The sequence below is a fragment of the Arthrobacter tumbae genome (assembly GCF_016907495.1).
GTDB classification, from domain to species: Bacteria; Actinomycetota; Actinomycetes; order Actinomycetales; family Micrococcaceae; genus Arthrobacter_D; species Arthrobacter_D tumbae.
In genome coordinates, this window is sequence record NZ_JAFBCC010000001.1 from 1,391,890 (window position 1) to 1,414,460 (window position 22,571).

The window sequence follows — 22,571 nt, forward strand, 5'->3', positions numbered from 1 at the left end:
ATCCCCAACTCACCAGGTGCCGCGAAGGCCCCCGACTCACCTTAAGCTGGAACGCGTGATCAACGGGACAGTGCGCGCACAGGTAGACAAAGTGTGGGACACCTTTTGGACGGGCGGCATCTCGAACCCGCTCGAGGTGATTGAACAGATTACCTACCTGCTGTTCCTGAAGCGCCTGGATGAAGCCCAGACCTCAGCCGAAAACCGCGCCAACCGCACCGGCAAGCAGGTCAGCAACCCGATCTTCCCCGCCGACACCGACCCTCGAGGACGCAGCTACGGTGACCTGCGGTGGAGCAAGTTCAAAGACTTCTCCCGTGAAGAGAAGTTCATCCTCTTCTCCGAGCACATCTTTCCGTTCCTGCGCGATGAGCTGACGCAGCAGTCCAACGGCGAGGACTCGACCTACAGCCACCACATGAAGGACGCCCGCTTCACCATCCCGAACTCGAGCGTCCTCGAGCGGGTTATCGACATCATCGACGGCATCGATATGACCGGCCGCGACACCAAGGGCGACCTGTACGAGTACATGCTCTCCAAAATCGCTTCCGCCGGCACCAACGGGCAGTTCCGCACCCCGCGCCACATCATCGACCTCATGGTGCAGATGACGGACCCGCAACCGATGGAGGTCATCTGTGATCCGGCCTCGGGCACCTGCGGCTTCCTGGTCCGTGCCGCCGAGCACCTGTGGGACTCCCCCGACATGCTGACGGATCAGAAGCAGCTCAACTTCTACCATTACGAGCAGTTCCACGGGTACGACTTCGACAACACCATGCTCCGCATCGGCTCGATGAACATGCTGTTGCACGGGGTGGAGAACCCGGTGATTACCTACCGCGATTCGCTGGCCGATCTGCACTCCACCGAGGAGGAGAAGTACAACCTGATCCTCGCGAATCCGCCCTTCGCTGGCAGCCTCGACTACGAGAACGTGGCCAAGGACCTTCTCAGCCTGGTCAAGACCAAGAAGACCGAGCTCCTCTTCCTTGCTCTGTTTATCCGCCTACTCAAGCCCGGTGGTCGGGCGGCGGTGATCGTGCCCGACGGCGTCCTCTTCGGTTCATCGAAGGCGCACAAGGATCTGCGCAAGCTGCTGGTCGAACAGCACAAGCTCGACGCCGTGGTGAAACTCCCGTCCGGCGTCTTCAAGCCTTACGCCGGAGTCTCGACGGCGATCCTGTTCTTCACGAAGACCAACTCCGGTGGCACAGACAACGTCTGGTTTTACGACGTGAAGTCCGACGGCTTCAGCCTCGACGACAAGCGCACACCGCTCGCCTCTTCCGACCTCACCGATGTTTTGGAGCGATACAAAACGCGCACGACGACGGAAGCTGAGCGGGCACGGACGGATCAGTCTTTCCTCGTAACCAAGTCAGAAATCGCCGAGAACGGCTACGACCTCTCGCTGAACAGGTATAAAGAGGTCGAGTATGACGAGGTTGAGCACAAGGCGCCGGCGGAGATCATCGCCGAGCTCGAACTCCTCGAGAAGGAAATCGTTGACGGCATGGCGGAGCTGAAGGACCTGCTTCGATGAACTATCCGCTCACTCAGCTTGGCTCAGTTGTAGAGTTTCTGGATCATCGCAGACGTCCCATCACGGCGAAGGATCGCGCTCCCGGACCTATCCCGTACTACGGCGCTAACGGTCAGCAGGACTCAGTGGCTGACTACTTATTCGACGAGCCGCTTGTTCTCCTAGCGGAAGACGGAGGACATTTTGGAGACCCGCTGAGACGGATCGCCTACCGCATCGATGGCAAGTCTTGGGTAAACAATCACGCTCATGTGCTTCGACCGAAGTCTTCAATCGACCGGAACTATCTTTGTCGCGTGCTCGAAAATTATGATGTCCGCGCTCACGTAACGGGGACCACGCGGGCGAAGTTGACTAAGGCGGGCGCCGCAAGAATCGCTTTCCCACTCCCACCCCTCGACGAGCAGCGGCGCATCGCGGCAATCCTGGACAAGGCCGACGAGGTCCGAGCCAAGCGCCGCGAAGCCCTCGCTCACCTCGACACGCTTCCCCAATCAATCTTCCGCGGCATGTTCAGCGATCCCACTTCTATTCCTTCTCGATGGCCGGTTCAGTCTTTCGAGGAGATTGCTCCGAGCAGACTCGGCAAGATGCTCGATAAGAAGGCTCAGTCAGGCGACCACAAACGTGCGTACATCCGGAATGCAAACGTCCAGTGGTTCAAAATCGACCTCACGAACCTCTTCGAGATGGATTTCACCGAGAAGGATAGAGAGACGTTCCGATTACAGCAGGGTGACGTGCTCATCTGCGAGGGTGGTGAACCGGGACGTGCCGCGATCTGGCATGACACCGGCCTGGAGTGCTATTACCAGAAGGCTCTGCACAGGGCGCGTCCAGACCACTCTCGAGTCACACCGCAGTACGTTGTACACCTGCTATGGCACCTATCCAAAGGTGGGGGTCTGGCCGACTATGTCACTTCCGCGACCATCGCACACCTAACTGGCGAGAAGCTAAAGCGCCTTCCCGTCCCTGTTCCGCCGCTCGAAGCACAGCAGGAATTCTCGACTCGCATCGCCGCCGTCGAACGTTTGAAGGAGCACCACCGTACTCAACTTGCGGAGCTCGATACCCTCTTCGCATCCCTTCAGCACCGTGCGTTCAAAGGAGAACTATGAGTGACGAAAACGCCGTCCCCCTGCCTCGATGGCAAGACTTCATGATTCCGGTGTTGAGAGTTCTGCAGGACGGGCAGGTTTGGTCGCGCCGCGACTTGGTCGCTGCCACTCTTGATGAAGCGGGCATGACGCAAAAACAGCGGTCAGTGATGCTGAAGTCCGGAGAGCCAAGTGCGGAGAACCGTATTGGTTGGGCAATATCGGACTTGAGCCGAGCGAAGGCGATCGAGCGACCCGCCCGAGGCTTGAGCACTATTACAGACACCGGCCGCCGATTGCCCTCCGAGCATCCCAACGGCTTGGATAAGGCGCAACTGGAGCAAATTCCTGCGTACGTCGAGTACCAACCGATCCGCGCGGGACTGACGAAGTCAACGCCGGACAACCGGGCGAAAACGCAAGACGAAGAGCGTGACCCCATTCAGCAGGTTGAGGACGGGATCGACCGTATCCAGGCCGACGTAGGCGCGGAACTTCTTCAACGCCTTCGCGCGATGGATCCATCGCTCTTCGAACAAACCGTGGTCGATGTCCTCCTGAAGATGGGTTACGGCGGTGCGGAGCAGCGCGGCAAGCAAATCGGCGGAAGCGGTGATGGCGGCGTCGATGGTGTCATTGACCAGGACGCCCTGGGCCTCGACCAGATTTATATCCAGGCCAAGCGCTACAAGGACGACATAACGTCGGCCGCGAAACCATCCAGGCGTTTGTCGGCGCGCTCCACGGCGCGGGCGCCTCGCGCGGAGTCTTCATCACGACGAGCAGTTTTACCGACCACGCTCGTAGCTATGCGGCCGGCATCCCGTAGCGCGTGATCCTGATCGACAGCGTTCGGCTCGTGAACCTGATGATCAAGTACCGCGTGGGCGTGCAGGTGAAGCAGACCTACGACGTCGTGGACCTTGACGAGGATTACTTCGAGTAGCTGTGGCGCCTACGGCTTTCGAACCTGTGGATAAAACCTGCACACCCGTTTACACATCTCGATAACGTGTAAAAAAATCGACCGATTCTTTACACGTAGCATCCTGCTTGCTAAGTTCTTTGCATGGCCGATTGGAATCCAGGCAAGCCCTACAACGGCCTACCTACCCTCCCGCCCAGGGTGGACGTGGAGACGACTTCAATTCTCAAACTTGCCATTGAGGCACGCTCTTCTCTTGCCGCGATGAATCAAGCAGCACGTTCCATGACAAACGCGTCGGTGCTCATCAACGCAATACCCTTGCTCGAAGCTCAAGCGAGCTCGGAAGTCGAGAACATTGTGACCACCACAGACGAACTCTTCATGCACGCAGAAGACGAGACTTCCGCCAACTCCGCAACCAGAGAAGCACTTCGCTACAGGACCGCTCTGTTCGAAGGCTTCAACATGGTGCAACGGCGCGGGATTGTCACCACTAATACGGCTCGACAGGTGTGCTCAATCATCATGCGGCACGAGATGGACCTCCGCTCGGGCAGCGGCACCTACATCGGCAATCCGGTAACCCATACCGCGATCTACACCCCTCCAGAGGGGCACGAAGTCATTGACGCAAAGCTCGCGGATTGGGAGTTGTTCGTAAACTCAGGTCGAGGATATGACCCACTTACCCGCATGGCGATCGCGCACTATCAATTCGAAGCCGTTCATCCTTTCGACGATGGAAACGGGCGGACGGGCCGGATCCTCAATGTTCTGATGCTGGTTGCTGCCGGTCTGCTCGACCACCCCGTCCTATACCTGTCCCGTTTCATCATCAAGAACAAGAGCGACTACTACCGTCGCCTGTTGGCAGTGACTGCTGAGGAAGCATGGGTCGATTGGGTCGAGTACATGCTTGAGGGCGTTCGTGAAACGGCAAACTCTACGTTGAAGAAAATTGACGCCGTTCAGCATCTGCAAGGGGTGCTGAAGCACGAAATAGGCGCCGCCATATCCGGGGGCGGGCACGTTGGGCTCCTTGACGTTCTGTTCGAACAGCCCTACTGCCGGATTTCGAATGTACGAGAAGCGTGCGGAGTCTCCAGACCAACTGCCACCAACTGGCTGAAGGAGCTTACGCGGGCTGGAGTTCTCACAGACGTGCGGGTGGGACGGGAGCTGATCTTCATCAACACCCGCTTCATGGATCTACTCGTTCGCGACGACGTCACGGATGATCGAGAGGAGAAGCTCTTTTGACGCGCCGCCGGTCCGGTATTCTGCACAAGGGACCAGCAAAGGGGCACTGATGGGGGACGCGGCTCAGGCACAGAGCAACTTCGCGTTCCTGCGCGCCGAATGGCCGGACATTGCCGCCGAAGCCCGCAACGCTGAACGCTTCGCGCGTATCGACCCGCGCACCTCGCTCCTCTACTCCCGCCGCACCCTCGAATTCGCGCTGCAGTGGATCTTCACGGCAGATACGTCGCTGAACCAGCCGTACAAAGACGACATCAACGGCATGCTCAACGAACCGACGTTCAAGAAGCTCGCCGGCGAGCGGCTCCTCGACAAGATGCATGCCGTGCGGAAGATCTCGAACAAGGCCGTCCACACGAACGTCCCGGTTAGTGTCCTGATTGCCGAGACCATCCTCCGCGAACTGTTCCAGACCTGTTTCTGGCTCGCCCATCACTACTCACGGGTCGAAGAGAACCGTCCGCGGCCTGGCCTGGAGTTCAGCCCGACACTGCTGAGGCCGCAGCATCGTCCGATGCCGGCCCCACCCAAACCGGGTCAAACAAATCCACCCCAGCCAACCGACGTCGTACCCAAAACCGCAGAGCAGGTTGCGGCGCTCGCGAAGGAACTGGAAGAACGCGACCGTAAGCTCAGCGAAGCAGCCCAGCTGAAGGCCACTCTTGAGGATGAGCTCAGGGAACTTCGCGAGCAGATCAAGCTGGTAACGGCACAGCGACGGCACGAGCCGGACCAACACGACTATGACGAGGGCGTCACCCGCACAGACCTCATCGATCCGCAACTCCAATGGGCAGGCTGGGACCTTGCCGCCGCAGATGTCCGGGAGTATCCCGTCGACACCATGCCCACGGCGCAAGGAACCCTCACCGGCAAAGGCGCCGCCGACTACGTGCTCTGGGGAGCGAACGGGCTGCCGCTCGCCGTCGTCGAAGCGAAGCGCACCGCCAAGGATCCGCACAACGGCCGCCAACAGGCCCGGCTTTACGCCGACTGCCTCGAGCGGCGCTTCGGTCAGCGGCCCATCATCTACTTCACCAACGGCTACCAGACGTACATCTGGGATGACGCCTTCTATGCCGAGCGCGAGGTACAGGGATTCCACACCCGCGATCAGCTGCAACTCCTGGTCGACCGCCGCACCACCCGCAAACCACTGGGGGCAGCGGTCATCGACAATGCGATTGTCGAGCGTGACTACCAGCACGCCGCCATCCGAGCAGTGACGCAAGCCTTTGAGAACGACGCCGAGCAGCGTGCCCTCATCGTCATGGCCACGGGCACCGGGAAGACCCGAACGGTGATCGCGCTCGCTGACCTGCTCATGAAGGCGAACTGGGTCAAGCGTGTCCTCTTCCTCGCGGACCGTGTTGCGCTGGTCGATCAGGCAGCGAAGGCGTTCAAGACCCACCTCCCGGGATCAGCTCCGGAGGTCTTGGGCCGGGACAAAGTCGCCGACAGCCGCATCCACCTGGCCACCTACCCGACCATGATGAACCTCATCGACGAAACGGTGGGAGACGGCACGGTTAACCGCGAACGCTACGGAATTGGGCACTACGATCTAATCATCGTCGACGAGGCGCACCGCTCGGTCTATCAGAAGTACAAGGCGATTTTCGACTACTTCGACTCGTTCCTCATTGGTCTCACGGCCACCCCGACCGACGACGTAGACCGCAACACCTTTGCCCTCTTCAACATCGAAGACAACGTCCCCACCTTCGCATATGAGCTGAACCGCGCCATCGACGAGGGCTGGCTCGTCCCGCCGCGAATCATGGAAGTGCCGCTCAAGTTCCCCTACGAGGGGATCCGCTATGAGGACCTGAGCGAGCAGGAAAAGGACGAGTGGGATTCAAAAGAATGGGACGACGACGGCGAGATTCCCGATGAGGTGGACCGCGCCGTCGTCAACAAATGGCTTTTCAACAAGGACACGGTCGATAAAGCGCTTGAGGTGTTGATGGAGCGCGGGCACCGCGTGGCTGGCGGCGACCGGATCGGCAAGACCATCATCTTCGCCCGGAACAGCGACCACGCCCGTTTCATTGAGCAGCGGTTCAACGTGAACTATCCGGGCGAGAAGGGTGAGATGGCTCAGGTCATCACGTATGACGTGAACTACGCGTCGACGCTCATCGAGTCCTTTGGCAGGACCGACGGCAAGCCGGACATTGCCATCTCAGTCGACATGCTGGATACCGGCATCGACGTGCCCCAGGTCGTGAACCTGGTGTTCTTCAAGCTGGTTCGGTCCAAGACCAAGTTCTGGCAGATGGTGGGGCGGGGCACTCGTCTCTCCCCTGACCTTTATGGACCTGGTGAGCACAAGAAAGACTTCCTGATCTTCGACATCTGCCGGAACGCGGAGTTCTTCAATGCCGGGCTTGCACTGTCAGAGGGTCAACTGGCCAAGCCACTGGCGCAGCGCACGTTCATCACACGGGTCCGGTTGCTTCAGGCACTTCAATCCACTCAGTGCGACGGCGATTATGCGGCGAACGTGCGGACGTCGCTGCACCGGGTGGTTCAGGACCTTCCGCGGGAGAACTTCCGTGTGCGGCCGCGGCTGGAGCACGTCGACCGTTTCTCACGCAGGGAGAACTGGCAAAACCTTACTCCGCATGACATCGAGGTGCTGGAGTCCCAGCTCAGCGACCTCGCCACCGTGGCGGCCCCACGCGACACAGAGGAAGCTAAGCGGTTCGATCAGCTGATGCTCACCGCTCAGCTGGTCCTTCTGACCGAGCCCGGCAAGCTTCCACCGCTCCGGACGAAGATCACGGAGATTGCCTCCGCTCTCCAGGACCAGCCAACCATCCCGGCGATCGCTGCCCAGCTTGGTCTCCTTGAGGACGTGTTGAGCCCGCTTCACTGGGAAGCTGCCAATCCTCTGTGGTTGGAGGAGATCCGGCTCAAACTGCGTGCCCTTGTTCATCTCATCGAGAAGAAACGGCGGAAGGTTGTCTACACAGACTTCGAGGACGTCCTCGGCGAGGTCCGTGAAGTGGAGCTTCCCGACGTCGTCGCACCCGTCGATATGGCGCGCTACAGCGAGAAAGTACGCATCTATCTGGCGGACAAGCTGGACCATGCCACCATCCAACGCCTTCGCCGGAACCGGCCGCTCACCGAACTGGATCTGGAGGAGCTGGAGCGGCTGCTTCTCGAAAGCGGCGCAGGCTCGCGGGAGGACTTGGACCGAGCCGCGCACGAGGGTCTCGGCTACTTCGTGCGATCGCTTGTTGGACTCGAGCCGGAGGCCGTGAAGGAATCGATGGCGGAGTTCATCGCCGGGACTACGCTCACTGCGTCCCAGCTCGACTTCGTGAACATGATCGTCCAGCACCTCACCCGCAACGGAGTGATGGAAGTTGGTCAGCTGTATGAGTCGCCGTTCAGCAGCCTTGCACCGGCCGGTCCGGAGCAGCTATTCCGGGAAGAGGACCTGGACGCTCTCGACGGGGTTCTACGTCAGTTCAGGGAGACCACGCGGGCGAGCTGACGCAGCCAGGCAATGGACACCTCTACCGGGAGTAACCGTACAAAGTGGCCATGAGGTCCACGATTTCGTGGCAGCCCATGGGTGGATTGGATTCGACCCAGGCAGCGTACACCAGCACCGGCGGCGCGTCGCGGATGGGTCGGTAGACGATCCCCGGTCGGCGGTATTGGTGCGTCGTGGACGCCGCCGTGACGCCCCGGGCACTGCCGGATCCAATGGCGGTGAGCCAATCATCGACGTCGTCCGTGTGAATGATCGTCGGTTGGGCGTCCTCCGGCCACAGGGACAAGCGCGTGCTTCCTGTACGCAAGTCAACGGCAAGTGGAAGAGTCGCCGCCTGAGCGAGGGTGACACTTTTCCGGCGTGCCAGCGGGTCACCACTCACCATCGCGCAATATCGGGCCTCCTCGCCGATCACTTCATGATGCAGGCCCTTCGCGTCGGGCTGGTACCGCAGGATCCCCAGGTCCGTCTTCCCTTCGGACAACCCAGCAGTCCGCGTGTTCGTCTTGACCAGTTGCAACGTCATGTTCGGGAATGAAGCAGGCCACTTGCGTTGAAACTCCGCTGTATGCTGGCCGAGCGCGGACCACGGATACCCGATTCGAATCACCCGGCTCCCGGTGAGAATCTCCTCCTCAAGGTCATGCAGCGTGCCGAAGACCCGCCGCGCATGTCGCAGCGCCAGCTCCCCCGCAGCAGTGACGTCAACCCACCTCGTGGTCCGCTGTAAAAGCCGAACTCCCAGAGCCGCCTCCAACGCTGCGACATTCCGCGTCACCGTAGTCTGCGAGATGCCGAGATCAATCGCTGCATCCGTGAAGCTGCCCGCTTCAACGACAGCTATGAAGGATCGCAATTGGCGCAGCTCGATATCCATACGGAGCAGTCTATTGATGCGTAGGGTGCATCAATAGAGCAGGAAGTGAATTGTGAGCCGGTGGCAACGCGGGTCCACGATTTCCTCATGATGAACACGCAATCCGGGACCGGTCGGGCCACGGGAATCGCAACCCTGATGGGCAGTGCCGTATCGAATCAGCTCGGCGCCGCGACGGGTTCGCTTGCATTTCCCGTGCTGGGGCCGGCCGGGGTGGTCGCGCTCCGGCAAATCATCGCGGCCGCCGTTCTGCTGCCGACCGTCCGGCCGCATGTTTGGCGGTTCACGTGGGCGCAGTGGTGGCCGATCATCCTCCTCGCGGTCGTGTTTGGAACCATGAACCTCGGGCTTTACTCGGCAGTGGAGCGTATCGGGCTGGGGCTCGCCGTGACCCTCGAGTTCCTGGGCCCGCTGGCAGTCGCGATTTTCACGCGCCGCAGCCGGAAGAGCGCGGTATGCGGTGCTATTGCTGCGGCCGGCGTCGTCGCCATCGCCAAGCCGGAAGTGACCTCGGATTACTTCGGCATCGGATGCGCACTGCTCGCGGCCTTGAGCTGGGCAGCCTACATCCTGCTCAACAGGACGGTCGGAACCCGCGTGCCCGGCATCGAGGGAACCGCCGTCGCGGCCGGGCTGTCCGCCGTCGCTTTTGCACCCATCGCCGTCCTCATCATCCTGGAGGCGCGCCCGAGCACCACGATGCTGGCCTACGCGGTTGCCGCTGGCATTCTTTCCTCCGTGGTCCCCTATGTTGCGGATCTCGTGGCACTCCGGCATATACCTGCCAACCTCTTCGGGATACTGATGAGCTCCAATCCCGTGTTCGCCGCCATCATCGGGGTTGTCGCCCTGCAACAGCTGTTGAACCCCGCCGAAGTTCTGGGGATCGCGCTCATTGTCATCGCGAATGTCGCCGCTGCGTCGCGGTCACAGCTCAGACCCGCGCGCCCACCCGCATTCCTGCGAAGAACTCGCCCAGCTCCGCCGTTGCCGTCAGCGGCAGCACATTGGCCACGTACTGATCCGGACGAACAACGACGACGACGCCTCCCCGGTCCAGTCCGCGCAACTCAAAGATGTCCTCCGCCGGATCGACGCCGAATACCTTCTCCAGATAGTTCAGCTTGAACGGCCCGACTTCAGGTTTGAAGACCGCAGGCACGGCGTTGATGTCGATGCTCTGGTGGTCCTGCTGGTAAATGACCTTGACGTCATACCAGGCGTCGATATCCGCACCCTCCGGCGTTGCAGCGAGCGGTGACTCCGGTGAATTTCTGAGCCACTCGGCGAAATTGGTCACCTTCGACGGGTTGCCAGGCAGCGGCTCGTCAGCAAAGACGTAGATGCGCCAGCGTCCATCCGCCGTCGCATGGTGGCCGAGATGCAGCGGATTGGTGTCGCACACCCGGACAACCGGCGCCGACTTGAAGCGCTTGCCCACAGGAAAGCCGGTAGCCAGCTCCTGGTGCGTCGCCCCAGCAACGATCATCGACGGCGAGTACTCCGTCATGAACCCCGCGGGAAACTCCATGGTGCGGACGTAGAAGTTCTCCAGTTCGGTGGGGTCCTCGAACTCTTCGGGCTTCTTCGCCATGAGCGTGGACCACTGCTTGTCGAAGTCGATGAGGTTCTTTGCAACCACCTGGCGTTCGGCCGAGTAGGTGGACAGCAAATTCTCCGGGCTCCGGCCTTCCAACACATGGCCTAGCTTCCAGGCGATGTTGAAGCCGTCCTGCATGGAAACGTTCATGCCCTGGCCGGCTTTAGCGCTGTGCGTATGGCAGGCGTCGCCGGTGATGAAGACGCGCGGAGTGCGGGTTCCAATGTCCTCCGGAAGAACGTCGTCGAACCTGTCTGTGAGACGGTGGCCAACCTCATAGACGCTGTTCCACGCGACATTGCGCACATCAAGCGTGTAAGGGTGCAGGATCGCGTTGGCCTTCTCGATGACCTCTTCGATGGTGGTGCTGCGGATATCCCCTTTGGTGTGCGCCGTCACCTCACCCAGATCCACATACATCCGGAACAAATGGCCGCCCTCGCGGGGAATGAGCAGGATGCTTCCGCCCGCACCGGACTGGATGGCGCACTTGAGCCGGATATCCGGGAAGTCAGTGACGGCCAGGACATCCATGACGCCCCAGGCGTGATTCGCCGCATCACCGGCGAGCGTGCATCCAATCGCCTGGCGGACTTTGCTGCGTGCCCCATCGGCGCCGATCACGTACTTGGCACGCACCGTGCGCTCCTGACCTTCGCGGGGTCCGGCGGTGTGAAGCAGGGTGACGGTCACCGGGTACTCGCCGTCGTCGTCAACCTCGAGGCTTTGAAAATCGAACCCATAGTCCGGGGTCATGCGGGTAGGTGCGCTTGCCATGAACTCAGCAAAGTAATCCAGCACCCGCGCCTGGTTCACGATGAGGTGTGGGAATTCGCTGATGCCCGTGGGGTCATCGTCCGGGCGGGCGGTGCGGATGATTCGCGAAGGATCGGCCGGATCGGGCTTCCAGAACGCCATTTCGGTGATGCGGTACGCCTCGGCAATGATGCGCTCGGCGAACCCGAAAGCCTGGAAAGTTTCAACGCTACGGGCCTGGATACCGTCCGCCTGCCCGATTGCGAGCCTGCCGGGCCGTCGCTCCACAAGGCGCGTGGTGATGTTCGGGAACTGTGACAACTGCGCAGCGGCGAGCATGCCAGCCGGGCCGCTGCCAACAATCAGGACATCGACCTCGTCAGGCAATTCCTCGGGCCGGTTCACGCCGACGCCGGCTGCAGCCTGAACCCGTGGATTGCCGGAAACGTAGCCGTGATGGTGGAAGTGCACGCTGTCCTCACTCACTTCTTTGTGAAACTTCAGAAATCCACCGCCTGATGTGTTCGCTATGTGAACAGCTATTTCTATAATTGAATGGCGGTGCCAAAACTGTACGACGAACATGATGCAGAACACAACTGCTTTTCCGTCCTGCGGCGAAGGGTTGACGTGCCCTACTTCACAAGACAGACTCATCGTATACGATTTCGTACATCAGCACATCGCTGGATCTAACGAGGAGTACGCGGCATGACGACGGAGTCCCGGACCACCGAAGCGAGCACTCAGCTCCTTGCCCGCACCCGCAAGGTCATCGCGGTCCACATCAACTATCCGAGCCGCGCCGCGCAGCGTGGGCGCACCCCCCAGCAACCCTCCTACTTCCTCAAGCCGCCGTCGTCGCTGGCGTTGGGATCTGCCGAAGCCCCCGGCTCGGTCGAACGTCCGCTTGGCTGCGAATTACTCGGTTATGAAGGGGAGATCGCCCTCATCATCGGCAAGCCGGCACGCCGAATCAGCATCGAGGACGCCTGGAACCACGTCGGGTGGGTCACCGCAAGCAATGACCTGGGGGTCTACGACCTGCGTTACGCAGACAAGGGCTCCAATCTCCGTTCCAAGGGCGGTGACGGATTCACCCCCGTCGGTCCGCAGCTGATCCCCGCGAGTGATGTCGATCCCGCCGCACTGCGGGTTCGCACGTGGCACAACGGTGACCTGGTGCAGGATGACACGACCGAGGACCTCCTCTTTCCGTTCGCGCAACTCGTCGCCGATCTCTCCCAGCTCCTCACCCTTGAGGAGGGCGACATCATCCTCACCGGCACACCCGCCGGAGCGTCCGTTGCCCAGCCGGGCGACGTCGTCGAAATCGAGGTCACCGCAGGCAGCTCAAGCAGCGGCAAGCTCACCACCCGGGTGGTGGAGGGAACCACGCCGTTCGCTGACTTCGGCGCGCAGCCCAAGCCGGATGACGCCCAACGCGAAGAGGCCTACGGTTCCCGCGAAGCAGCCGGCCTGGAACCGACCACGCAAGCTCTGGCGCCGGAGCTCAAGAAGAAGCTCGAAAGCGTTGCCACCGCCACCCTGTCCTCCCAGCTGCGCAAGCGCGGCCTGAACAACGTCAGCATTGACGGCCTGCAGACCACGCGCCCGGACCGGCGGGTAGTGGGCCTGGCTCGCACGTTGCGCTTTGTGCCCAATCGGGAAGACCTCTTCACAACCCATGGGGGTGGCTTCAATGCGCAGAAGCGCGCCATCGATTCAGTGAACGACGGCGAGATCCTCGTCATGGAAGCACGCGGCGAGAAGGGCACGGGAACAGTGGGCGATGTCCTGGCCCTGCGCGCCCAGGTGCGTGGCGCGGCAGCCATCATCACGGACGGCGGAGTCCGCGACTTCTCGGCAGTCGCTGATCTCGACATGCCGACCTACTTCGCCAATCCTCACCCCGCGGTTCTGGGCCGCCGGCACATCCCGTGGGATACGGACATCACCATTGGGTGCGGCGGCGCCACTGTGCAGCCCGGTGACATCATCGTGGCTGATTCCGACGGCATCATCGTGATCCCTCCGGCCCTCGCCGGGGAACTCGTCGATGACTGCATCCGGCAGGAAAAGGAGGAGACCTTCATTTTCGAGATGGTCAGGCAGGGCAACGGCGTTGACGGGCTTTTCCCGATGAACGCGGAGTGGAAGGCGAAATACCAGGAGTGGGCAGCCCCAGCTTCGGAAGGAGCATCAGATGGTTGATATCGCCTTCGGGCCAGCCGTCGTCGTACAGACCGCCGGTGACATCAAGCCCGGCAGCAAATCCGAGCAGGCATACATTTCAATCAAGGCTCGCATCGTGGAGGGGACCTTCTCCCCCGGATACCGCCTGGTGCTGGCGAAAATAGCCGAAGACCTCGGCTTCAGCGTAGTGCCGGTGCGGGAAGCGATCCGGCGGCTGGAAGCCGAAGGGCTCGTGAAGTTCGAGCGCAACGTCGGCGCCACAGTTTCCGGAATCGACCCGACCGAGTACCTCTATACGATGCAGACGCTCAGCATCGTGGAGGGGGCGGCCACGGCGCTGTCCGCACCGCTGATCGACTCCACAACCGTCGCCCGGGCGCGCGCCGTCAACGAGGAGATGCGCGACTGCCTTGAACACTTTGACCCCGTCCGCTTCACAAGGCTCAACCAAGATTTCCACAGCGTTCTCTTTGAGCAGTGCCCTAATCCGCACATCCTGGATCTGGTTCACCGCGGCTGGAACCGGCTGGCAACGCTCCGGTCCTCAACCTTCCGGTTTGTCCCCGGACGCGCACGCGAATCAGTGCGTGAACACGAAGCCCTGCTTCAGCTCATCGAATCCCAGGCTGACGCGGACACAATCGAGCACGCGGCCCGGCAGCACCGATCCGCAACTCTTGACGCCTACCTCGCGCAAGCACCCGCCACCACTTAATGAAGCCCAGTAGTCAGGAAGAGAACAATGACGTCCACCGCCCCTGAAACCACCCACTACGTCCCTCAGGACCTGCCCGCGCACCTCCAGCACTACATCAACGGGAAGTTCGTCGATTCCGTCAGCGGCGGGACCTTCGACGTGCTGGATCCGGTGTCCAACAAGAATTACGCCACCGCAGCCGCCGGCCAGAAGGAAGACATCGACCTCGCTGTCGCCGCTGCACGTGAGGCGTTTGTCAGCGGCCCGTGGCCCAGGATGAAGCCGCGCGAACGAGCCCGCGTCCTGAACAGGATTGCCGACGCCGTCGAGGCGCAGGAAGCCCGCCTCGCCGAACTTGAGACGTTTGATACCGGCCTCCCCATTACCCAGGCCAAGGGCCAGGCCCTGCGCGCAGCGGAGAACTTCCGCTTCTTTGCGGACCTGATCGTTGCCCAATTCGACGACGCCATGAAGGTTCCCGGCTCCCAGATCAACTACGTGAACCGCAAGCCAATCGGCGTTGCCGGCCTGATCACGCCGTGGAACACCCCGTTCATGCTCGAATCGTGGAAGCTTGCCCCCGCGCTGGCAACCGGCAACACTGTGGTCCTCAAACCTGCCGAATTCACTCCGCTCTCTGCTTCCCTGTGGGCGCAGATTTTCAAGGACGCTGGCCTGCCCGACGGCGTGTTCAACCTGGTCAACGGCCTCGGCGAGGAAGCAGGTGACGCACTCGTGAAGCACCCGGATGTTCCGCTGATCTCCTTCACCGGCGAGACCACCACCGGGCAGACGATTTTCCGCAACGCCGCCGCCAACCTCAAGGGCCTGTCGATGGAGCTCGGCGGCAAGTCACCCTGTGTGGTGTTCGCCGATGCGGACCTCGACGCCGCGATCGATTCCGCACTGTTCGGGGTTTTCTCCCTCAACGGCGAGCGCTGCACCGCCGGCTCCCGCATCCTCGTGGAGCGCGCCATCTACGATGAATTCTGCGAGAGGTACGCCGACCGCGCCAAGACCATCGTCGTCGGTGATCCGCATGACCCGAAGACGCAGGTCGGCGCGCTGGTCCACCCGGAGCACTACGAGAAGGTTGCCTCCTACGTGGAGATCGGCAAGTCCGAGGGCCGGCTGCTCGCCGGCGGCGGGCGTCCGGAGAATCTGCCCGAAGGGCTAAACAACAGCAACTACATCGCGCCGACCGTGTTCGCCGACGTCGCGCCTGAAGCACGGATCTTCCAGGAGGAGATCTTCGGCCCCGTTGTCGCCATCACCCCCTTCGAGAACGACGACGAAGCGCTGGCTCTCGCGAACAACACAAAGTACGGTCTAGCCGCCTACATCTGGACCCAAAACCTCACCCGCGCGCACAACTTCGCCCAGAACGTGGAGGCCGGCATGGTGTGGCTCAACAGTCACAACGTCCGCGACCTCCGGACCCCGTTCGGCGGAGTCAAGGCTTCCGGTCTGGGCCATGAGGGCGGCTACCGCTCGATCGACTTCTACACCGACCAGCAGGCCGTGCACATCACGCTCGGCCCTGTGCACACGCCGAAGTTCGGCAGCGTCGAAGACTCCGTCGCCAACGAGGGCTAGAAACTTTCCTGCACCTGCTCAAAGAAGAGAGAACATCATGACCAACTTCGTTCCCACGCCCAACGCCCCGGCTCCGGACATTGTCCGCTGCGCCTACATGGAGCTCGTGGTCACTGACCTTGCCAGGTCGCGCGAGTTCTACGTTGACGTCCTCGGCCTGCACGTCACCGAGGAAGACGAGAACACCATCTACCTGCGCCCCCTCGAGGAGTTCATTCACCACAACCTGGTGCTGCGCAAGGGACCGATCGCCGCTGTTGCCGCCTTCGCCTACCGTGTGAAATCCCCTGCTGAGGTGGACGCGGCCGAGACCTACTACAAAGAGCTGGGGTGCCGCACCGAGCGTCGCAAGGACGGTTTCACCAAGGGCATCGGTGACTCAGTCCGCGTCGAGGATCCGCTGGGCTTCCCCTACGAGTTCTTCTACGACGTGAAGCACGTCGAGCGCCTGACCCAGCGCTACGACCTCTACTCGGCGGGCGAACTGGTTCGTCTCGACCACTTCAACCAGGTCACCCCGGACGTGCCGCGCGGCCGGAAGTACCTCGAGGACCTCGGCTTCCGCGTCTCCGAGGACATCAAGGATTCCGACGGCGTCACCTATGCTGCCTGGATGCACCGCAAGCAGACGGTCCATGACACGGCGCTCACCGGCGGCAACGGACCGCGCATGCATCATGTTGCCTTCGCCACGCACGAGAAGCACAACATCATCCAGATCTGCGACAAGATGGGCGCGCTGCGCATCAGCGACCGGATCGAGCGCGGCCCGGGACGCCACGGCGTGTCCAACGCGTTCTACCTGTACATCCTGGACCCGGGCGGCCACCGCATCGAGATCTACACCCAGGACTACTACACCGGCGATCCGGACAATCCCACCATCACTTGGGACGTCCACGACAACCAGCGCCGCGATTGGTGGGGCAACCCGGTTGTGCCGTCCTGGTACACCGAGGCCTCCCTGGTCCTGGACCTCGATGGCAACCCGCAACCCGTGGTCGAGCGCGAGGAGAAGAGCGAGATGGCGGTCACCGTCGGCGCTGACGGCTTCTCCTACACCCGCAAGCAGGACGACGACGGTGCTGCCGCCGAGCAGGGCTTCAAGCTGGGAGCACAGCTGTAGCCATGCTGGACGACGCAACGATTGAGGCCATTGCAGACGAACTGGTGGAAGCAGGGCGCAGCCGCACCCCGATTCCCCGCCTGACCGCGCGCTATCCGGACATGACGGTGGAGGACTCCTACGCCGTGCAGCAGCTGTGGCGCCGTCGTAATGAGGAAGCCGGGCGCACCCTGGTGGGGCGCAAGATCGGTCTCACGTCCAAGGCCATGCAGGCGGCCACGGGAATCACGGAGCCGGACTATGGCGCCATCTTCGATGACATGGTGTTGGAAACGGGTTGCTCGGTGGAGTGGGACAAGTACACCCACCCGCGGGTAGAGGTGGAGCTGGCATTCGTCCTCAAGGACGGATTGAAAGGTCCGGGCTGCACCATCTTCGACGTCCTCAACGCCACCGACTACGTGGTTCCGGCCCTCGAGATCCTGGACTCCCGGATCGAGATGGAGGGCCGGACCATCGTGGACACCATTTCTGATAACGCCGCGATGGGCGCCATGGTGGTGGGCGGCCGTCCGGTCAAGCCCGACGCCGTCGACCTCCGTTGGGTCTCCGCCATCCTCTACAAGAACCAGACCGTGGAGGAAACCGGCGTCGCAGCCGGTGTTCTGGACCATCCTGCTGCGGGTGTCCACTGGCTGGCGAACAAGATCGCCGCCCACGGAGACAGCTTGAAGGCCGGGGACATTATTCTCGCAGGCTCCTTCACCCGTCCGCTCTGGGTTCATAAGGGCGACACCGTGCACGCCGACTACGGACCACTTGGAGCTGTGACATGCCACTTCCACTGAACACCACTTTCCGCGACGTGATGGCCACGGCCGACCGTCCGCTCGCCGGCATGTGGGTTTGTTCGGGCAGCCCGCTGATCGCCGAGCTGTGCGCAGGGGCCGGCCTCGACTGGATCCTGATTGACGCCGAGCACAGCCCCAACGGCCTTGAGTCGATCCTCGCCCAACTGCAGGCCATCCACGGCTACCCGGTGCACACCATGGTGCGGCCGCCCGTGAATGACACTGTCCTGATCAAGCAGTACCTGGACCTCGGCGTGCAGAACCTGCTCGTCCCGATGGTTCATTCGGCGGCGGAAGCCGAGGCCGCTGTGGCTGCCACCCGGTACCCGCCGGAGGGAGTACGCGGCGTCGGATCCGCGCTGGCACGCGCCGCCCGGTGGAACCGTGTCCCCGATTACCTTGCCCGCGCCGGGGAAACCGTCAGCGTGGCGGTTCAAATCGAGTCTGCAGCAGCTGTTGAAGCCGTGGAGGACATCCTTGCGGTAGAGGGCGTCGACGCCATTTTCATGGGTCCCGCGGACCTCGCCGCTTCCATGGGTTTGCTGGGCCAGCAGGAGCATCCGGAGGTGCGTGCCGCCGTCGAACGCTGTCTTGATGCAGCGAAGAAGTCCGGCAAGCCGGCCGGCGTGAATGCCTTCAATCCCGACACCGCGCGCCACTACCTGAACGCCGGCGCAACCTTCATCCTGGTCGGCGCCGACGTCGCACTGCTGGCAAGGGGCTCTGAGGCCCTCGCCGCACAGTTCATATCGGCACCCGAAGAGTCCGCCGGCGGTTCCCCCGCCAGCTACTGACCGGCTCACAACCCTGGAAATTTTGCGCAGCTCTGGTGGCTTCCAGTGGCTGGAACCCACCAGAGCTGCACAAAAGTTCGTGCTATCCGCCCTGCTTCATCTCGGCCACTGGAGTCAGCGCCGGGCGTCCCTCAAGGACCGCAAGGATGTTGTCAACGGCGAGGTCCACCATCCGTGCGCGGGTGGCTTCCGTGGCGGATCCAACGTGCGGCAGTACCGCGATACGCGGGTGGCGCAGCAACGGATGCTCGGGATCCCGGATCGGCTCGACATCGTAGACGTCCAGCCCTGCCGAGTGGATGACGCCGTCGTCGAGGGCCTGAAGCAGGGCGGCGGTGTCAACAACGGGCCCGCGTGCGGTGTTGATCAACGTGGCGGTCGGCTTCATCCGGGCCAGCTCACCCGCTCCGATAAGACCCTTCGTTTCGGCGGTAAGCGGCACATGGAGTGACACGATGTCGGAGCGCTCCAGCAGTTCGTCCCATCCCACAGCCGTGGAGAGGTCGGTGCTGCCGGTACGGGACAGGCTGTGCAGCACCGTCATACCGAAACCGGCAGCGCGGCGAGCGACCGCCTGCGCAATCTGCCCATATCCCGCAAGCCCGAGCGTGGCGCCGGTGATGTCAAGACCCAGATGCTCGTCGAACCTGGACCGTTTCCATTCCCCTCCGCGCAGATCGTCGACCGCTGGAAGAAGTAGCCTGCGCGCAAGAAGCATCAATGCAAACGTCGTGTCCGCCGTCGTCTCGTGCAGCACGTTGGGCGCGTTGGTGATCACAATGCCCGCGTCAAGGGCAGCGGTGACGTCAACGGCGTCGTATCCCGCGCTTGGCAGGGCGACGATGCGCACGCTTCCGCGCACCGCCTCGAGGAACTCCCGGTCCACCTTCGCGTAGGGAGCCAGCACCGCATCTGCGCCGCGGGCGAGTTTCCGGAGCGCCTCACCGGAGGCGGGCACGTCGTCGTCCGGCCAGAGCACGACGTCGGCACGCTCACGCAGCCGGTCGATACCCCCACCGGGGAGGGACGATCGGGTGACCGCCACCAGTGGGCGGCTCCGGGAGAACCCCATCAGGCACTCAGGTCCCGCATCACCCGGTACAGGTCGCTCTTACCCTCGAAACCGATTCCGGGCAGATCCGGCATGGTGATGAATCCGTTCTCCACCGCAACTCCGTCCGGGAAACCACCGAAGGGCTGGAAAAGATCCGGGTAGGACTCGTTACCGCCGAGGCCAAGTCCGGCCGCGATATTCAGCGACATCTGGTGTCCGCCGTGCGGGACGCAGCGGGACGCCGACCAGCCGTTCTCGTCGAGCATGGACAGTGTCCGGAGGTATTCGACCAACCCGTAGCTGAGCGCGCAGTCGAACTGGAGCCAGTCCTTGTCCGGCCGGAGTCCGCCGTAACGGATGAGATTGCGCGAATCCTGCATGGAGAATAGGTTCTCACCGGTAGCCAACGGTCCGGCGTAAGCAGCCGCGACGTCCGCCTGCGCCTCATAGTCCAGTGGATCCACGGGCTCCTCGTACCAGAACAAGTCATACGCGGAGAGCGCTTCCGCGTACTCGACGGCGGTTTTACGGTCGAAACGCCCGTTGGCGTCGACCGCGAGGCTCTGCCCGGGACCGAGCATGCCCAGCACGGCTTCGATGCGCTGGAGGTCTTCGGCCAACGGGGCACCGCCGATCTTCGCCTTGACCGTCGTGTAGCCGCGGTCAAGATAGCTCTGCATCTCATCGCGAAGCCCCTGAATGCCGCGCCCGGGCTGGTAATAGCCGCCGGCGGCGTAAACGAAGACCCGGTTGTCCGGCTTGTTGTTGCCATATCGTTCCGCAAGCAGCCTGAAAAGCGGCTTACCCTCGATCTTCGCCACTGCATCCCAGATCGCCATGTCCAGGGTTCCGACCGCCACCGACCGTTCGCCGTGTCCTCCCGGCTTCTCATTGGCCATCATGACGTCCCAGATCAGAGCCGGATCGAAATTGTCGCCGGTCTCGTCCAACAGGTCTTCGGCGGGTGCTTCCATGATCCGGGGAATGATGCGTTCGCGCATCAGTGAGCCCTGGCCGTACCTGCCGTTGGAGTTGAAGCCGTAACCGATAACCGGCTTCCCGTCGCGCTCAACGTCGGTAATCACCGCGACCAGGCTCAGCGTCATCTTGGTGAAGTCGATGAAGGCGTTCCGGATGGAGGAACTGATCGGAAGGGTCTGCTCACGGATTTCGACGATTCTCATTTTCCAACTCCTGCAGGTGTCAAGGATTCGAAGGCGGAAACCAGCGCGTCAGCCACGTCGTTTGTGGTTGCGGTCCCGACGAGGTCAGGGGTGCGTATATCGGTTTGGGTGAGGACGTGCTCCATGGCGGTGATCAGGTCCCTTCCTGCGTCCTCGTGGCCAAGGTGGTCAAGCATCATCGATGCCGCCCAGACCTGGCCCAGGGGGTTTGCCTTTCCCTGTCCGGCGATGTCCGGAGCCGAGCCGTGAACCGGCTCGAACATCGACGGGAACTCCTTTTCGGGATTGAGGTTCGCTGAAGGTGCGATGCCGATACTGCCGATGATGGCCGCGCCGAGGTCGGTGAGGATGTCGCCGAAGAGGTTGGAGGCGACGACAACATCAAAGCGGGCCGGGTCAAGCACGAACAGCGCCGCGAGGGCGTCGATGTGGTACTCGGACACCGTGAGGTTCGGGTGGTCCTTGGCGAGATCCCGAAGGATCTCGTCCCAGAACGGCATCGTGTGGATGATCCCGTTGGACTTCGTGGCAGAGGCGAGGATGCCCTTGCGTTGTTCGGCCAGGTTGATCGCATAGTTCATCGCGCGTTCAACGCCGAACCGGGTGAAGATGGACTCCTGGATCGCCATCTCCTGCGGCATCCCGCGGTAGAGGCGCCCGCCGCTCTCGGAGTATTCCCCCTCGTTGTTTTCCCTGACCACCAGGAAGTCGATTCCGCCGGCAGGCACCTTTCGGAGAGGGCTTTCGATTCCGGCCAGCAGCCGGACCGGACGAAGGTTGATGTACTGACGGAAGGCGCGCCGGATGGGAATCAGCAACCCCCAGAGGGACACGTGGTCAGGAACGCCGGGGAAACCCACTGCGCCGAGGAAGATCTGGTCGCATTCGGCGAGCTGCTCGAGGCCGTCCTCCGGCATCATGCGTCCGGTCCGGGAGTAGTACTCACAGCCCCACTCGAACTCCCGCCAGTCGAAGCTGAAGCCGTAGCGCCGGCCCGCGAGTTCGAGGAGTCTTTGCGCAGGTGGCATCACCTCGGTGCCGATGCCGTCACCCGGGATGACGGCAATGCGGTAGCTGGGATCTGTCATGTGAAGTCCTTTGTTCTGGAAGTTACAGGGCGAGTTCGGGAAGGCTGACGAAGAGAACCTGCGTGAACGCGAGGTAGAACAGCACCACCACGACGACGGCGACACCGAAGTCGAGGAGCACGTTCTTCCAGGTGGGCCGCGAGGTGCGCATGAGCACAGCCACGAGGGTGAAGAACACGATGCCGCCGTAGAGGTAGCCGAGGATGGGCAGAGACGCCACCCAGGCGACCAGCAGCACCAGTGCGCGGCCCAGGTCCTTGAAGCCAAGCCGCCCGGTGTTGTGCCAGCCGGTTTCCCGGTCGCGCCACAAGACCCCGCGTGCCACGAGTAGCACGCCGAGAACGGCCAACGCGATCAGGACGGCATCCGGGAAGATCCCGCCATATTCACTGGAATAGGCGCGCTGGACCCAGAAGATCAGGCAGACCAGCAGGACAACGGCACCGCCGATGATGTTTCCCATA

Annotated in this window: 17 protein-coding genes and 1 pseudogene; 12 read left to right on the top strand and 6 right to left on the bottom strand. The window is 62.2% G+C overall.

The window, feature by feature from the left end:
* Positions 1-55 precede the first annotated feature (55 nt).
* The 5 genes from JOD47_RS06625 to JOD47_RS06645 all read left to right on the top strand — a co-directional run bounded on the left by JOD47_RS06625 (position 56) and on the right by JOD47_RS06645 (position 8,345).
* Positions 56-1,549: a type I restriction-modification system subunit M gene (locus JOD47_RS06625; protein WP_204533089.1), complete on the top strand. Its 1,494-nt coding sequence runs from the start codon at positions 56-58 to the stop codon at positions 1,547-1,549.
* A complete protein-coding gene (locus tag JOD47_RS06630; RefSeq protein WP_204533091.1) occupies positions 1,546-2,670 on the top strand; it encodes a restriction endonuclease subunit S in 1,125 nt (374 codons plus the stop codon). The genes JOD47_RS06625 and JOD47_RS06630 overlap by 4 nt, the downstream gene beginning before the upstream one ends.
* Positions 2,667-3,485 (top strand): restriction endonuclease, encoded by an 819-nt coding sequence (locus JOD47_RS06635; protein WP_239548030.1) that lies wholly within the window; start codon positions 2,667-2,669, stop codon positions 3,483-3,485. Before JOD47_RS06630 ends, JOD47_RS06635 begins: the two co-directional genes overlap by 4 nt.
* 233 nt (positions 3,486-3,718) lie before the next feature.
* On the top strand, positions 3,719-4,837 hold the full coding sequence (locus tag JOD47_RS06640) for a Fic family protein (protein WP_239548031.1): 1,119 nt from the start codon (positions 3,719-3,721) through the stop codon (positions 4,835-4,837).
* Between the two features lie 49 nt (positions 4,838-4,886).
* Positions 4,887-8,345 carry a DEAD/DEAH box helicase family protein gene (locus JOD47_RS06645; RefSeq protein ID WP_204533093.1) on the top strand — a complete coding sequence of 1,153 codons (3,459 nt, stop codon included), beginning with the start codon at positions 4,887-4,889 and terminating at the stop codon, positions 8,343-8,345.
* Between the two features lie 22 nt (positions 8,346-8,367).
* On the opposite strand, the gene JOD47_RS06650 is transcribed toward JOD47_RS06645, so the two are convergent.
* Positions 8,368-9,225 carry a LysR family transcriptional regulator gene (locus JOD47_RS06650; RefSeq protein WP_204533095.1) on the bottom strand — a complete coding sequence of 286 codons (858 nt, stop codon included), beginning with the start codon at positions 9,223-9,225 and terminating at the stop codon, positions 8,368-8,370.
* 336 nt (positions 9,226-9,561) lie between these two features.
* Between JOD47_RS06650 and JOD47_RS17480 the strand changes: the two are divergent.
* Positions 9,562-10,119: pseudogene (locus JOD47_RS17480) on the top strand (EamA family transporter); the annotation flags it as partial.
* Positions 10,120-10,159: 40 nt separating this feature from the next.
* On the opposite strand, the gene JOD47_RS06660 reads toward JOD47_RS17480, so the two are convergent.
* On the bottom strand, positions 10,160-12,052 hold the full coding sequence (locus JOD47_RS06660) for an FAD-binding monooxygenase (RefSeq protein ID WP_204536496.1): 1,893 nt from the start codon (positions 12,050-12,052) through the stop codon (positions 10,160-10,162).
* A gap of 240 nt (positions 12,053-12,292) precedes the next feature.
* On the opposite strand from JOD47_RS06660, the gene JOD47_RS06665 reads away from it, so the two are divergent.
* From JOD47_RS06665 to JOD47_RS06690, 6 genes are read left to right on the top strand one after another with little or no spacing between them, the layout of a single operon-like run.
* Positions 12,293-13,795, top strand: coding sequence for a fumarylacetoacetate hydrolase family protein (locus JOD47_RS06665; RefSeq protein WP_204533097.1), 1,503 nt, complete (start codon positions 12,293-12,295; stop codon positions 13,793-13,795).
* Positions 13,788-14,492 carry a GntR family transcriptional regulator gene (locus JOD47_RS06670; protein WP_204533099.1) on the top strand — a complete coding sequence of 235 codons (705 nt, stop codon included), beginning with the start codon at positions 13,788-13,790 and terminating at the stop codon, positions 14,490-14,492. The genes JOD47_RS06665 and JOD47_RS06670 overlap by 8 nt, the downstream gene beginning before the upstream one ends.
* 27 nt (positions 14,493-14,519) lie before the next feature.
* The gene (gene hpaE, locus JOD47_RS06675; protein WP_204533101.1) at positions 14,520-16,070 is read left to right on the top strand and encodes a 5-carboxymethyl-2-hydroxymuconate semialdehyde dehydrogenase; all 1,551 of its coding nucleotides are present in this window, start codon (positions 14,520-14,522) and stop codon (positions 16,068-16,070) included.
* Positions 16,071-16,107: 37 nt separating this feature from the next.
* Positions 16,108-17,196 carry a 3,4-dihydroxyphenylacetate 2,3-dioxygenase gene (gene hpaD, locus JOD47_RS06680; RefSeq protein ID WP_204533102.1) on the top strand — a complete coding sequence of 363 codons (1,089 nt, stop codon included), beginning with the start codon at positions 16,108-16,110 and terminating at the stop codon, positions 17,194-17,196.
* A 2-nt stretch (positions 17,197-17,198) separates the two neighbouring features.
* A complete protein-coding gene (gene hpaH / locus JOD47_RS06685; RefSeq protein WP_204533103.1) occupies positions 17,199-17,984 on the top strand; it encodes a 2-oxo-hept-4-ene-1,7-dioate hydratase in 786 nt (261 codons plus the stop codon).
* Complete coding sequence (locus tag JOD47_RS06690) at positions 17,969-18,781, top strand: HpcH/HpaI aldolase family protein (protein ID WP_204533104.1); 813 nt, start codon at positions 17,969-17,971, stop codon at positions 18,779-18,781. The genes hpaH and JOD47_RS06690 overlap by 16 nt, the downstream gene beginning before the upstream one ends.
* Before the next feature lie 82 nt (positions 18,782-18,863).
* Here JOD47_RS06690 and JOD47_RS06695 read toward each other — a convergent pair whose 3' ends face one another.
* From JOD47_RS06695 to JOD47_RS06710, 4 genes are read right to left on the bottom strand one after another with little or no spacing between them, the layout of a single operon-like run.
* Positions 18,864-19,826: a 2-hydroxyacid dehydrogenase gene (locus JOD47_RS06695; RefSeq protein ID WP_204533105.1), complete on the bottom strand. Its 963-nt coding sequence runs from the start codon at positions 19,824-19,826 to the stop codon at positions 18,864-18,866.
* Between the two features lie 26 nt (positions 19,827-19,852).
* On the bottom strand, positions 19,853-21,019 hold the full coding sequence (locus JOD47_RS06700; RefSeq protein WP_239548033.1) for a mandelate racemase/muconate lactonizing enzyme family protein: 1,167 nt from the start codon (positions 21,017-21,019) through the stop codon (positions 19,853-19,855).
* Positions 21,016-22,107, bottom strand: coding sequence for a tartrate dehydrogenase (locus JOD47_RS06705; protein ID WP_204533106.1), 1,092 nt, complete (start codon positions 22,105-22,107; stop codon positions 21,016-21,018). The genes JOD47_RS06700 and JOD47_RS06705 overlap by 4 nt, the downstream gene beginning before the upstream one ends.
* Positions 22,108-22,129: 22 nt before the next feature.
* Positions 22,130-22,570, bottom strand: a complete 441-nt coding sequence (locus JOD47_RS06710; RefSeq protein ID WP_204533108.1) for a tripartite tricarboxylate transporter TctB family protein — start codon at positions 22,568-22,570, stop codon at positions 22,130-22,132.
* Position 22,571: the final 1 nt, after the last annotated feature.